Raw genomic sequence first — 12,101 nt, 5'->3', positions numbered from 1 at the left:
CTCCGTTTTTATTTGTATATCACGTCGATTGTTGCTTCACCTTTCCTCTTATAGTCAATTCGTTCAATCAACTTCTTGAATCCTTCATTCTTTTCACGGATCGAAAGATTGCCTTTAAATAATTCCTTCTAATGAATTTCAGATCAACGCTTCGCTCGTTCTTTCTTCTTTACTTCGTCGATGAATTCATTAGATTGGGATAACCGTTCAACTTCTTTTTCCGCCGCTTTGATTTTTTGTTCTTCGGCTTTTTTCCTTTTTTCGAATTCCTTTCGGTCAATCATTTCATCGATAAATAATTCCTTTATTCGTTCAAGCCATTGACTTGCTTTTTCAAACGCTTCCATTTGAAGTGCAATCAACGCCTTACCGCCCCCATTTTTATGTTTTGGAGCGTTTTGGGTCTATTTGTACAACCTTTTCGAAGAGTCTTCCATATCAGCCCGTATCGCTTTCAGACTGACATCTTGGCAACAACCTTGATCGTTATTGCAACGGTTAATTCCATCAGGAAGTACTAACGGTGGTTGTTCGAAGTAACACGCCAAGCGAAGAAGCTATAAAAAATTTCAATACGTGGTTAAATAAAAAGGCAAACGAAAAAGCGTCCGAACCCGTTTGTGCATAGCGGGGGAAGACGCTTTTTTCTATTTATATGCTAATTTATACAAAGGAATAAGTGTTTCGAACGTACTTCTTACAACGTCCAAAAATTCGCTCCCGTCTGTTAAAATTGGGTCATTAGCTGCAAAATGTCGTCCAATAAGAAATTCCGCTTTCTTGACGTCCCGAAAACGTTCCAGTGTCTCTTTCAAGTTAATATCCTTCATTGATGTTGCGCCTTTTTTCATATGGTCTTGGGAAACAACAAAGTCGTTTGGAATGTTCGTTTTGATCGTTTTCAAGTTCTTCAAGAATGTCTTTGCGATTTCCTCCTTGTTCGGTAATTCATAAATGAACGCCAACCAAATGAAAACATGGTCGTCAAATAATCCAACTTGAAAGTGCGGGTGTTGTTTATATCCACGTTTGTTCCCCGCTATTGCCAACCAAGTATCCTTCGGGGCATTTACAGTTCGACGGGCATGTTTTGCTATATGTAAAAACATTTCCTGTCCAAGATTAACGGAAAGTTCGTCCGTTAATAATTGACCGATTTCACGGAACTTCGGTCGAATCCTTTCTTCAATGGCTTCCATTCTTGCGTCAAGACCTTCTATATTAAAGGTGTCGAAGTCTGTTTTCGAAAATCCTTGAAATTGCATTTTTAGTACTCCTTCGTAAAGTTTAATCTTTTTATAATGGGGGTAAAAGATAGAAACAGCGGGCTTTTAATTAATCGTACTTGGGAACAATCCATGTATCCTTAGGAGGGTTTATCGTCCGTCTAGCATTTTTGGCAACATGGACGAACATTTCATCTTCTGTCAGGGAAGATAATAAAGGTGCAAAGTATTCCCCCAATTGTTCAAGTTTCGGTCAAACAGTACTTTTTAAAGCTTCCATTCGTGCTTTTAATCCATCTATAAAAAAACATTATAATCCTCATTTGTAAATTGCCAAAATCCATTTAGTTACCTCCATAACTGTTTGTCAATTATTGTAGCATAAGAGAAAAACTTGAAGAAGTTTGGTGCTCAACTAGGTTAGTGCACATATTTGTTGCAACATATCAAGGTGGCTCATATTATACAGTAAAACAAAAAATCAGAAAAATTAGTAAAAACAAGGAAAGGGGGCGCTGCTAGGTGAAGCAATTAATGAATACATCCCTAAAAAAAGCGACTGAAAAAGAAAGAACTGCCGTCTTAAGATTAGAAATGGATTATGAATTGGCTACATTATTTGAGGCCATTGAAGACAAAAATGAGAAGAAAATGAAAGAGTGCAAGCAAAAATTAGAAAAAATCCGCTTGGAATTATTACGGTTAAAGGCTTTTTGATCGATTTATAATCTAAGGAGTACAAAGTTGGAATGAACCATGGAGAAATAATTTATCGCTTGATTTGAACGAACTCCAAATGAGAATAAGGGGAGTTCGTTTATTATTGTGCGGTTGTGTGATTTATTGAACGATATTGTGGTAAAAAGTTGCTGTGTCAGGTTAATTTGATTAAGCTATAAGTACATCAAATTAATAATCGAGCTTCATACTACATACATTGAATCATAGAAAGAATGGAGGAAGAATATGAATTGGGAAACAATTGACACCCATGCAAAGCAGTGGGTTAAAGAAGCAGGGGAGAAAATACGTTTATCCTTTAAGACGAAGTTAAATATTGAAACGAAATCCAATCCTAATGATTTAGTGACAAATATTGATAAAGAAGTTGAGCAATTTTTTATACAACATATTAAAGAGGTTTATCCGGAGCATAAAATTATGGGGGAAGAGGGTTTCGGGGATGAACTTCACAACCTTGAAGGAGTCGTTTGGTTAATCGATCCGATTGACGGGACGATGAATTTTATTCACCAGCAAAGGAATTTTGCCATATCGATCGGGATTTATGAGAATGGCATAGGTAAAATAGGACTCATTTATGATGTTGTCCATGATGAACTATACCACGCAATACGTGGAAAAGGTGCCTACATAAATGGAAAACCAATACCCAAGCTAAAAGAGACTACAATTAAAGAATCCATTCTTGCCCTCAATGCTACATGGGTTGTTGAAAATAAAAGAATTGACAATAATCTGTTGATACCATTAGTGAAAGAAGCCAGGGGGACGCGGTCCTATGGATCGGCAGCACTTGAACTGGTATTTTTAGCAACTGGTAGGGTAGATGCTTATTTCTCGATGCGTCTTGCACCATGGGATGTAGCAGCCGGGGCAGTTATTTTAGAAGAACTTGGCGGAATAGTTACAAATTTACGAGGGGAAAAACTTGATTTTCTTTCTAAAAATTCATTATTTGCTGCCAAACCAGGGCTTCACCAGACAATTTTAAATGATTATTTAAAAGGCGGCGAGTGGTAGCACTACATTTATAAAAATAAAAGCCTGGGGCAGCCCAGGCTTCTATAGATGATACTAAAATGTATTAATGAACTATGAGAATTTTTCAGCTCCAGTGCCCAGCGACTAGTGGACTTTGCCCATCTCCCTACGATAAGTCAACATCGAATCGCTTCGCTCTTCGTTTGTCCTGCTGCAGCCCCTGTTCAAGGCGCTTCCGCATTTCTGTTTCCTTTATCTCAGTCGATGTGCTCTAGTCCTGTCGTGCGCTAAACAGGCACCTCCGATTTTCTTATAGTTCTCCGTTTTCCCGCATTTTTCTTTTTGTTTTAAAACCCATTCCCATAATAACAATTACAGCCACAATACTGCCAAGGCCCCCAATTATGCTTTGTTCACTAATTGCAATTCCGATTCCCACAATACTTGCTGCTGCAAGTATTGCATAAATGAGTAAAGGCCATTTTACATTGCTCATCTGTACATACCCCTTTTTCTTAACAAAAACATTAGAATTGGTTGTTATTTTTATTTTACATAAAATCATTTCAGTTTTCCACTAAATTTGTGGTATAATGTTTTAGTTGTATATGAAAAACTATAATTAAAAACAATTTCTTGAATAAAGGTAGGAGTGGAATTTTTTGAATATAAGAAATGATATACGTAATATAGCGATTATTGCCCACGTTGACCATGGTAAAACAACGTTGGTAGACCAACTGCTAAAACAATCGGGAACATTTCGTTCCAATGAGCATGTGGAAGAACGTGCAATGGATTCTAATGATTTAGAAAGAGAACGCGGGATCACGATTCTTGCAAAAAATACAGCGATCCAATATAAAGATACCCGAATCAACATCTTGGATACACCAGGACATGCTGACTTCGGCGGCGAAGTAGAACGGATCATGAAGATGGTTGATGGAGTACTGCTTGTTGTTGATGCCTATGAAGGCTGTATGCCGCAAACACGTTTTGTTTTAAAGAAGGCTTTGGAACAAAACCTAACCCCAATTGTTGTTGTCAATAAAATTGACCGTGATTTTGCCCGTCCATTAGAAGTAATTGATGAAGTACTAGATTTGTTTATTGAGCTTGGTGCGAATGAAGACCAGCTTGAGTTCCCAGTTGTTTATGCCTCTGCGATCAATGGTACGGCAAGTACTGATCCGGAGAAACAAGACGAAAACATGAAGTCATTATATGATGCGATTGTGGAACATATCCCGGCACCAGTCGATAATAGTGATGAGCCGCTACAGTTCCAAGTAGCATTGCTTGATTATAATGATTATGTAGGCCGTATTGGAATCGGACGTGTATTCCGTGGAACAATGAAAGTTGGACAGCAGGTTGCACTTATGAAGGTGGATGGTTCTGTTAAGCAATTCCGTGTTACCAAAATCTTCGGCTTCTTTGGATTAAAACGTCAAGAAGTGGAAGAGGCAAAAGCGGGTGACCTAATTGCAGTTTCTGGTATGGAGGACATTAATGTTGGTGAAACCGTTTGTCCGGTTGAACACCAAGAGGCATTACCAATCTTAAGAATTGATGAACCTACTTTACAAATGACCTTTGTTGTAAACAACAGTCCATTTGCAGGTAGAGAAGGTAAGTACTTGACTTCAAGAAAAATTGAAGAAAGACTTCGTGCTCAATTGCAGACAGATGTAAGCTTACGGGTAGAGAATACAGATTCACCAGATGCGTGGATTGTTTCTGGCCGTGGTGAGCTCCATTTATCTATTTTAATCGAAAATATGCGTCGTGAAGGCTACGAGCTTCAAGTTTCTAAACCAGAAGTAATTGTAAAAGAAATTGATGGAGTGCGTTGTGAGCCTGTAGAACGTGTTCAAATTGATGTTCCTGAAGAACATACTGGTGCCGTAATGGAATCAATTGGAGCACGCAAAGGCGAAATGATTGATATGGTTAATAATGGATCCGGTCAAGTACGTTTAATCTTTAATGTTCCGGCACGTGGTTTAATTGGTTATACAACGGAATTTTTAACAATGACTCGTGGGTATGGAATTATTAATCATACATTTGACAGCTATCAGCCAATGCTTCAAGGACAGGTGGGCGGAAGACGTCAAGGGGTCCTTGTTTCTATGGAATCTGGAAAAGCTTCTACTTATGGAATTATGCAGGTTGAAGATCGTGGAACTATCTTCGTTGAACCTGGTACAGAAATATATGAAGGGATGATCGTTGGGGAGCATACTCGTGAAAACGACATAACCGTTAACATCACGAAGGTAAAACAAGCAACCAATGTTCGTTCAGCAAACAAAGATCAAACGTCTGTCATTAAAAAGCCTAGAATCATGACGTTAGAAGAATCACTTGAGTATTTAAATGACGACGAATATTGTGAAGTTACACCTGAATCCATTCGTTTAAGAAAGAAAATACTTGATAAAAATGAACGTGAAAGAAATGCTAAAAAGAAAAAATATGCTGAATTGAGTTAAGTATTGAGAGGTGCAAACCCGTGGAAGAATTAAGATCTTTCTCCCCAAGTTTAAGATTCTTTATTGAACTTACGAACGATATAAAAACTGGTGTCCTCTTACAATATATTTTTATTGTAGTTTTATCCATTATTGTATATCGCCTAGGTTTTGCAAAAAAGCTGCCCCTTGGAAAAAATATTGTAATTTATTTCAGTCTTTGTGTTGGCTGCGTATTAATGTTGTTTTTCTCATATGCATTACCAATTGCAGAAGGGTTAGGTGTCGCGGCGTTACTACTAATTATATATAAGATCCGCCTCCACCAAACTAAAAAACAGGCAAATAGCGGGGTCACAGGGGGAGAGTAAAATGCAATCTTTACAGGATGCACTTTATAATTGGCTAACCATTAAAGTGGTTTGTGATGTCCGACCTGATGACAAAGCAGCGGTTGAGACACGGGACTTCTTTGAAGAGATACTCACTGCACAGCATTCTGTCTCGAATATCGAAACGACAAAAGATGATTTGATGTATTATATTTCATATCAACAGGGGGAAGAAACAAAAACGAGACGTTATCCCCGCGAATTAATTGAAATCATGATCAATCAAATTAATCAGGAACCTGAAAAGTATAAGGACTATCCAATTGATTAAAAGAAAACGGAAGTCCTATGTACTGCAGCTGCACATTCAAACGCAAAAAACGCTTGTATACGATGAGTATACAAGCGTTTTTGCATTTGATTCACTTTTCCTTATTACCATTCATCCTTATCCGATTTTGGACGGAATAAGTGGAAATTACCTGAATCAATTCGCGCATTGGTTTTTTCGGCAATTCTAGTACTGCAGTCATGACACATATATGTATGAATGGGACGATTTCGAAGTCGCTTTGCAATTAATGATTCATCGTCTATTGGTTCAATCTTATCGCAAATCACACATTTTACTTTCATTCAAGCACCTCTTTAATTCTTCTTTCGAATAACAGAATGTTTGTAATATAGTATACCATGATAGAACTACAACTGGTAAATCAATTGGTTAGAGTTGATGAAAAATAGGGATAGTAGTAATATGAGATTATCTGTTTTTTAAAGGAATGAATAAAGGGGTTGTGTAAAATGGCAAATCAAGTAGAACCAAAACTTATCAAGCCATTATTTGATGAGCTGCAAAAAGAACGATTCGTAACTTTGGCAACTGTTGATTATGAGACAGGAGGTCCAAATGTTAGTGCAATTTCCTGGGTGTTGGCTAAAAACGATGGGATTATCTATTTTGCTGTTGATAATCGTTCCAGAATATTAGAAAATATCAATAACAATCATAACGTTGTGATTAATTTAATTGCAAATGAATCTACATACTCGATTCAAGGGGAAGCACGCGTTAAAGAAGAACGATTACCTGGAGTTCCACTAAAACTGGCTTTGGTAGAAGTAACGATTAATGAAGTGAGAGACGTTATGTTTTACGGTTCTAAAATCGTTACAGAAGTCCAATATGATAAAACATATGATAAGAAAGCGGCTGAGAGGCTCGATAATCAAGTTATGGATGCAATGAAAAAAGCTTAGTGGAAACTAAGCTTTTTTTCTTTTATTTTTAAGAGAAGAAAGTATAAAAGTTTTTGACTTTGAGAATTGTCTAGATCCAGCGCCTAGCCCCTCGATGGTCTACAGCTTATCCAGTTGCGGCTCCTTGGGACGCAAGTCTAGCCCTCCTCTAAAGAAGGCAAAAAGCGCCTTCTTGCAGGGTACGTCTTAGTCTAGAGTCCCGGGACAGTCACCTCCACCTTTGGGACAATCCGTCCAAAAGGTTAAAAATCAACCTTTCGGCCGGATCGTCTTATGCTTGGCTACAGAATGCTATTGCTTTCTGTACGCATTAAGTGCGATTAGTGTCTGGCCTTGCTTGCGCTTTTCTTATTTCCTTACTTATGGTGATTGGATTGGTCTTCCTGCTCTTTGTTTAGTTTCTTTTCTTCATTGCCCTTGAGTTTTTGATCTGGTTTTTCGGTAGCATTTTTAGGGCTTGGAGTAATTAAATCGCCCGGTACTTCCGGTATCAACCGTCCTGCGACATCTGCGAGTTCCTCCATAATTCCTTGTATAGGCCTGCCTTTTTTAATATCCGCCTGTATTTCCCGTAAACGCTGATTGGTGTCTGCATCTGCGATAACAATAGCTTTGGCTCCATATGGATCTTTTCTTAAACTTTCTGCAACAGAATACTTAATGGAACCAACCTGTGATCGATCAATTTTGGCATTGACATCAATACCGACAATCGCATAGTTTCCCAAAACTACTGCAGTTGCATCTGACACATTTGGAATACTAGTAGCGAGCTCAACAAGACGCTTGGAAATTTCCTGCCCAGATTTCTGGTCTACATTGTCAATATAACTGTTTTTCACGTTTACTAGCTGGTTGCCGTTTTTTGCATTCTCGTTATGATTAGCGGTATTACAGCCTGTTAAAAGTAAACTAATGGCCGATGTTAAAAGAATCATTTTCATTATAATCCACCTCCAAGATAATAAAATAATGGTTAAATGGGCTTGAACAGTAGACTCTCATACAAGTTTTTTGTCTTAATAACATTTATTGTGCGGAACGTCTTCTATCTTTATTCCAATAAACATATATTTTACCAAAGTCCAATCTAGCAAAGGATTGTTGAAACTAATTTAACAAGCCATACACCAGTGAACCAGGAGGCGTTGCTTTGAGTAAAATATACGTGTTAGATACAAATGTCTTGCTCCAAGACCCGTATTCCATTTATTCGTTTGAAGATAATGAGGTCGTAATTCCGGCAGTGGTCCTTGAAGAAGTGGACTCAAAGAAAAGATATATGGATGAAGTTGGCAGGAATGCAAGGCAGGTATCGCGTTTAATCGATGGACTAAGGGCAGCAGGGAAACTTCATGAAAAAATTCCTCTTGAAAACGGGGGAACCATTAGGATTGAATTAAACCACCGATCATTTCATGAACTTCAAGACATATTCGTAGAAAAAACAAATGATAATCGCATTCTGGCGGTGGCAAAGAATTTATACTTAGAGGAACAAGCGAAGGAAGATGGCAAGCCCGTAATAATTGTTAGTAAAGATGCATTAGTACGTGTAAAAGCAGATGCGATTGGACTTACAGCAGAGGATTTTTTGAATGACCGAGTAGTCGAAGTGGAACATATATATACAGGTTTTTTTGAATTGCTACTACCGATTGAATTGCTAGGCCGTTTTTACGAAAAAGGAGAATTATCACTATCAGAGGTAGCAAACCACCCATTCTATCCGAATCAATTCCTAATCATGAAGGATGTACTCGGCAGTTCTGCTTCCGCCATTGGTATGGTCGATAAAACGAGTAAGAAGGTAAAGAAATTAACGTTAAATCAAGAGCATGTATGGGGGATACACTCCAGAAATGTACAGCAGACGATGGCAATCGAATTATTGCTGCGCAAGGATATCCCGCTTGTTACATTAACGGGTAAAGCTGGAACAGGAAAAACATTACTTGCACTAGCTTCAGGACTAATGCAAACAGAAGATTTTAGAGAATATAAAAAGCTTTTGGTGGCAAGACCGATCGTTCCCGTGGGAAAAGATCTCGGTTTCTTGCCTGGAGAAAAACAAGAAAAACTTAGACCTTGGATGCAGCCAATTTATGATAATTTAGAATATTTGTTTAATACAAAAAAGCCGGGTGAACTAGATGCGATTCTAGCCGGGATGGGCTCGATTGAAGTGGAGGCATTAACATATATCCGCGGTCGAAGTCTGCCAAAGCAGTTTATCATTATTGACGAAGCCCAAAACTTAACCAAACATGAAGTGAAGACGATTTTAACAAGAGTAGGAGAGGGCAGTAAGATTGTGTTGATGGGGGACCCGGAACAGATTGATCATCCATATTTAGATGCCTATAACAATGGCTTAACTTATGTAGTGGAGAAGTTTAAGGATCAGGAAATTTCCGGACATGTAAAGCTGTTAAAAGGGGAACGATCAGGTCTAGCCCGATTGGCCGCCGATTTATTATAAGACCAAAAGCTATAGCACTTGGATCAGGCGCTATAGCAGGGAGGTGTCTAAAACGGGTGCCAACAGGCATCCGTTTAGGCAGGGTGTAGAATTTCTCTCTTATTTAATGGTAAAGCCAGTTATACTTTTAATAGGATTATCCTGATTAGAGCCGTCACCAAAATAAATATGGACAGGTCCATCAGAAGTTAAAGGTTTACCATTATTTGAATAACCTAAAATAAAGTCATATGCAGTTTCTAATGGGAACTCTATTTTCTCCGTTGCGGTTTGGACAACTAAACTTTTGGCATCAGGAGCCGGCTCCGAATTTAACAAAAATGGTTTAAATGGAATTCCGAAAGTACCAGTCAATACCTTTTCTTTTTCAAATTTCTTTTCGGTTTTTAATGTTGGAGGATAAATTGCTCCCTCCATTATTTCACGATCCCAGTGTTTAGAAACTGCTTTTGTATAGGCCTCATCGGAATCGGTTGTCTCCTTTACTTGTGAAAAGTAAGTATTTAAATCAACCCGTCGGTCGTCAAAAATCCAAACACCGGGATCAAGCGTAATTGTAAATTTTACATTCCCTGTTATCGTTAAGATATTCCCCATCATCCATCCCCCTCAAATCTTGTCTGCATGTATATATATATTAGTCATTTGTGGTTTCCACTAACACTCAAATATACAAGAGTACTTTATAATAAATTAATCCGTTATTTTAGTAGTCAAATAAATGGATTCTGCTTTCTTAGTATATCTTTTTTTGACCAGGTTGTCATAAAAGATAACTCCTTTTGTGAATATCCTTCATTGTTCTTGCAATTTTGTAGTCTAAACGGTAAAATTTATAGATAAGTTGAATTATCGCTCTGAAATGGGGGGATCAATGTTGGCGTCTGAAATGATCGTGAATCACCATGAAAAAGCCTATGCCTTGCTCCAGGCTGACGCTGAAAAGATATTAAAGCTTATCAAAGTGCAAATGGACAATCTCACGATGCCTCAATGCCCTCTTTATGAAGAGGTATTGGATACACAAATGTTTGGCCTTTCAAGAGAAATAGACTTTGCTGTGCGATTAGGCTTAATAGATGCTAAGGATGGAAAAACAATCTTAGATCAATTAGAGAGAGAATTGTCGGCTCTACACGATGCATCCTTAAAAAAATAATGCATAAATAAGAACTCAAACAATACGGTGTAATGTTTGAGTTTTTTATTAATTTTGAATATTCTTTATTAAAAACATGCAACAAAGGAGAATTTCCTCAAGTAATGACACGCATTTTCTATTATAATAGTATGGTATACTATCAATTTTTGAAAATGAGGACGTTTTAAATGCTGAGAAAAATATTAAAATCATATGACTATTCGTTGATTACTGCCATCATCCTTCTGTGCGCGTTCGGACTTGTGATGATTTACAGTGCAAGCATGGCCTACGCGGTTCAAAGGTACCAAGTAAGTCCTGATTTTTTCTATCAAAGGCAAAAGATATTTTTGTTAGTATTTGCTGTAATATTTCTAATTACCGCGCTTGTTCCTTATAAAATAATGAATTATACGAAATGGTTTCTGGCTCCAATGGTCATTGCGTCAATTGTAGCTTTGCTTGGTCTTTTTGTTTTTGGACAAGTAAAGAACAATGCCCAAAGCTGGTATCAAATAGGCTCCTTTCTCTTTCAGCCATCTGAATTTGTAAAACTGGGTGTAATTATTTATTTGGCGTCTGTGTATGCAAAAAAACAACCGTATATTAATCAGTTCAATAAAGGTGTACTTCCACCTCTAGTATATCTTTTTATCGTCTGTGTGCTTATTGCGGTCCAGCCAGACTTTGGAACAGCAGTCATTATTGCAGCGATTGCTGGAACAATTATAATCGCTTCTGGTATGAATTTTAAAACCATCTGGAAATTAGTTTTAATGGTTCTCATAGTACTCCTGCCGCTTGTTCTTGTCTCCTGGGGAAAAATATTTTCACCTGAACAAATGAGCCGCTTTGAAGTAATGGGTAATCCGTTTGATGAAAAATATGTGAAAGATGCCGGTTTCCATCTGGCGAACTCGTATATTGCGATTGGTTCGGGCGGAGTAAACGGACTGGGACTAGGAAAAAGTATTCAAAAGTTAGGGTATCTGCCAGAGTCCCACACAGACTTTATTATGGCTATCATCGCTGAGGAATTAGGAATTTGGGGTGTGGGTTTTGTTATTCTCCTTCTCTCCTATATTGTTTTACGGGGAATTCATATCGGGATGAAATGTAAAGACCCGTTTGGCAGTTTATTAGCGTTTGGTATATCTAGCATGATCGGTATTCAGTCTTTTATTAACTTGGCAGGGGTATCTGGTATTATTCCACTGACCGGTGTACCGCTTCCTTTTATAAGTTATGGGGGGTCATCGCTGTTAATGCTTGCAGGAGCAACTGGCATACTTGTTAATGTTTCGATGTTTGTGAAATATGAAAGTAAATATAAAAATAAAAATAAACAAGGGCAAGCAGACAAAAGGTTAAAGTCTGATGATGGCAAGGTTTATTATCTTTAACGAAAATGCAGGGGAATTATGTCCCTTGCGTTTTTAAAAATACATAGAATAC

16 protein-coding genes are annotated in these 12,101 nt (G+C 37.8%); 9 read left to right on the top strand and 7 right to left on the bottom strand.

What is annotated here, in order from left to right:
* Positions 1–143: 143 nt before the first annotated feature.
* The 3 genes from M3226_RS10445 to M3226_RS32710 form a co-directional block, all read right to left on the bottom strand.
* A complete protein-coding gene (locus tag M3226_RS10445; protein WP_251565037.1) occupies positions 144–362 on the bottom strand; it encodes a hypothetical protein in 219 nt (72 codons plus the stop codon).
* Between the two features lie 285 nt (positions 363–647).
* Positions 648–1,265: a YktB family protein gene (locus M3226_RS10440; RefSeq protein WP_251565035.1), complete on the bottom strand. Its 618-nt coding sequence runs from the start codon at positions 1,263–1,265 to the stop codon at positions 648–650.
* Between the two features lie 70 nt (positions 1,266–1,335).
* On the bottom strand, positions 1,336–1,464 hold the full coding sequence (locus tag M3226_RS32710; protein WP_374110577.1) for a DUF1054 family protein: 129 nt from the start codon (positions 1,462–1,464) through the stop codon (positions 1,336–1,338).
* Positions 1,465–1,748: 284 nt separating this feature from the next.
* Between M3226_RS32710 and M3226_RS10430 the strand changes: the two genes are divergently transcribed.
* Both M3226_RS10430 and M3226_RS10425 read left to right on the top strand, forming a co-directional pair.
* Positions 1,749–1,943, top strand: a complete 195-nt coding sequence (locus M3226_RS10430; RefSeq protein ID WP_098526974.1) for a hypothetical protein — start codon at positions 1,749–1,751, stop codon at positions 1,941–1,943.
* A 249-nt stretch (positions 1,944–2,192) separates the two neighbouring features.
* Positions 2,193–2,990 (top strand): inositol monophosphatase family protein, encoded by a 798-nt coding sequence (locus M3226_RS10425; protein WP_251565034.1) that lies wholly within the window; start codon positions 2,193–2,195, stop codon positions 2,988–2,990.
* Positions 2,991–3,261: 271 nt separating this feature from the next.
* Here M3226_RS10425 and M3226_RS10420 read toward each other — a convergent pair whose 3' ends face one another.
* Positions 3,262–3,447, bottom strand: a complete 186-nt coding sequence (locus tag M3226_RS10420) for a YlaF family protein (protein ID WP_251565032.1) — start codon at positions 3,445–3,447, stop codon at positions 3,262–3,264.
* Positions 3,448–3,613: 166 nt separating this feature from the next.
* Here M3226_RS10420 and typA point away from each other — a divergent pair, with 166 nt between their 5' ends.
* The 3 genes from typA (at position 3,614) to M3226_RS10405 (ending at position 6,094) form a co-directional block, all read left to right on the top strand.
* Complete coding sequence (gene typA, locus M3226_RS10415; protein WP_251565030.1) at positions 3,614–5,452, top strand: translational GTPase TypA; 1,839 nt, start codon at positions 3,614–3,616, stop codon at positions 5,450–5,452.
* 62 nt (positions 5,453–5,514) lie between these two features.
* Positions 5,515–5,802 carry a YlaH-like family protein gene (locus M3226_RS10410; RefSeq protein WP_374110580.1) on the top strand — a complete coding sequence of 96 codons (288 nt, stop codon included), beginning with the start codon at positions 5,515–5,517 and terminating at the stop codon, positions 5,800–5,802.
* Position 5,803: 1 nt separating this feature from the next.
* A complete protein-coding gene (locus M3226_RS10405; protein ID WP_251565026.1) occupies positions 5,804–6,094 on the top strand; it encodes a hypothetical protein in 291 nt (96 codons plus the stop codon).
* A 104-nt stretch (positions 6,095–6,198) separates the two neighbouring features.
* On the opposite strand, the gene M3226_RS10400 is transcribed toward M3226_RS10405, so the two are convergent.
* The gene (locus tag M3226_RS10400; protein WP_251565024.1) at positions 6,199–6,399 is read right to left on the bottom strand and encodes a YlaI family protein; all 201 of its coding nucleotides are present in this window, start codon (positions 6,397–6,399) and stop codon (positions 6,199–6,201) included.
* Positions 6,400–6,567: 168 nt separating this feature from the next.
* Between M3226_RS10400 and M3226_RS10395 the strand changes: the two genes are divergently transcribed.
* Complete coding sequence (locus tag M3226_RS10395) at positions 6,568–7,023, top strand: pyridoxamine 5'-phosphate oxidase family protein (RefSeq protein WP_251565022.1); 456 nt, start codon at positions 6,568–6,570, stop codon at positions 7,021–7,023.
* A gap of 356 nt (positions 7,024–7,379) precedes the next feature.
* On the opposite strand, the gene M3226_RS10390 is transcribed toward M3226_RS10395, so the two are convergent.
* Positions 7,380–7,967, bottom strand: coding sequence for a YhcN/YlaJ family sporulation lipoprotein (locus M3226_RS10390; RefSeq protein ID WP_251565020.1), 588 nt, complete (start codon positions 7,965–7,967; stop codon positions 7,380–7,382).
* 209 nt (positions 7,968–8,176) lie between these two features.
* Between M3226_RS10390 and M3226_RS10385 the strand changes: the two genes are divergently transcribed.
* Entirely contained in the window at positions 8,177–9,505 is a 1,329-nt protein-coding gene (locus tag M3226_RS10385; protein ID WP_251565018.1) for a PhoH family protein, read from the top strand.
* 99 nt (positions 9,506–9,604) lie between these two features.
* On the opposite strand, the gene M3226_RS10380 is transcribed toward M3226_RS10385, so the two are convergent.
* Positions 9,605–10,102 (bottom strand): peptidyl-prolyl cis-trans isomerase, encoded by a 498-nt coding sequence (locus M3226_RS10380; protein ID WP_251565135.1) that lies wholly within the window; start codon positions 10,100–10,102, stop codon positions 9,605–9,607.
* A gap of 280 nt (positions 10,103–10,382) precedes the next feature.
* On the opposite strand from M3226_RS10380, the gene M3226_RS10375 reads away from it, so the two are divergent.
* Positions 10,383–10,664: a YlaN family protein gene (locus tag M3226_RS10375; RefSeq protein WP_098527041.1), complete on the top strand. Its 282-nt coding sequence runs from the start codon at positions 10,383–10,385 to the stop codon at positions 10,662–10,664.
* A gap of 170 nt (positions 10,665–10,834) precedes the next feature.
* Complete coding sequence (locus tag M3226_RS10370; RefSeq protein WP_251565016.1) at positions 10,835–12,049, top strand: FtsW/RodA/SpoVE family cell cycle protein; 1,215 nt, start codon at positions 10,835–10,837, stop codon at positions 12,047–12,049.
* The last annotated feature ends 52 nt before the right edge of the window (positions 12,050–12,101 follow it).

The organism is Neobacillus cucumis (assembly GCF_023715505.1).
Note: the sequence above shows the minus strand (reverse complement) of the source record. Positions and strands in the feature narration are given on the sequence as shown.

Coding starts and splice junctions, on each gene's coding strand:
- M3226_RS10405 (WP_251565026.1), top strand. CDS start 5,804: ATGCAATCTTTACAGGATGCACTTTATAATTGGCTAACCATTAAAGTG.
- M3226_RS10440 (WP_251565035.1), bottom strand. CDS start 1,265: ATGCAATTTCAAGGATTTTCGAAAACAGACTTCGACACCTTTAATATA.
- M3226_RS10395 (WP_251565022.1), top strand. CDS start 6,568: ATGGCAAATCAAGTAGAACCAAAACTTATCAAGCCATTATTTGATGAG.
- M3226_RS10400 (WP_251565024.1), bottom strand. CDS start 6,399: ATGAAAGTAAAATGTGTGATTTGCGATAAGATTGAACCAATAGACGAT.
- M3226_RS10390 (WP_251565020.1), bottom strand. CDS start 7,967: ATGAAAATGATTCTTTTAACATCGGCCATTAGTTTACTTTTAACAGGC.
- M3226_RS10380 (WP_251565135.1), bottom strand. CDS start 10,102: ATGGGGAATATCTTAACGATAACAGGGAATGTAAAATTTACAATTACG.
- M3226_RS10370 (WP_251565016.1), top strand. CDS start 10,835: ATGCTGAGAAAAATATTAAAATCATATGACTATTCGTTGATTACTGCC.
- M3226_RS10425 (WP_251565034.1), top strand. CDS start 2,193: ATGAATTGGGAAACAATTGACACCCATGCAAAGCAGTGGGTTAAAGAA.
- M3226_RS10420 (WP_251565032.1), bottom strand. CDS start 3,447: ATGAGCAATGTAAAATGGCCTTTACTCATTTATGCAATACTTGCAGCA.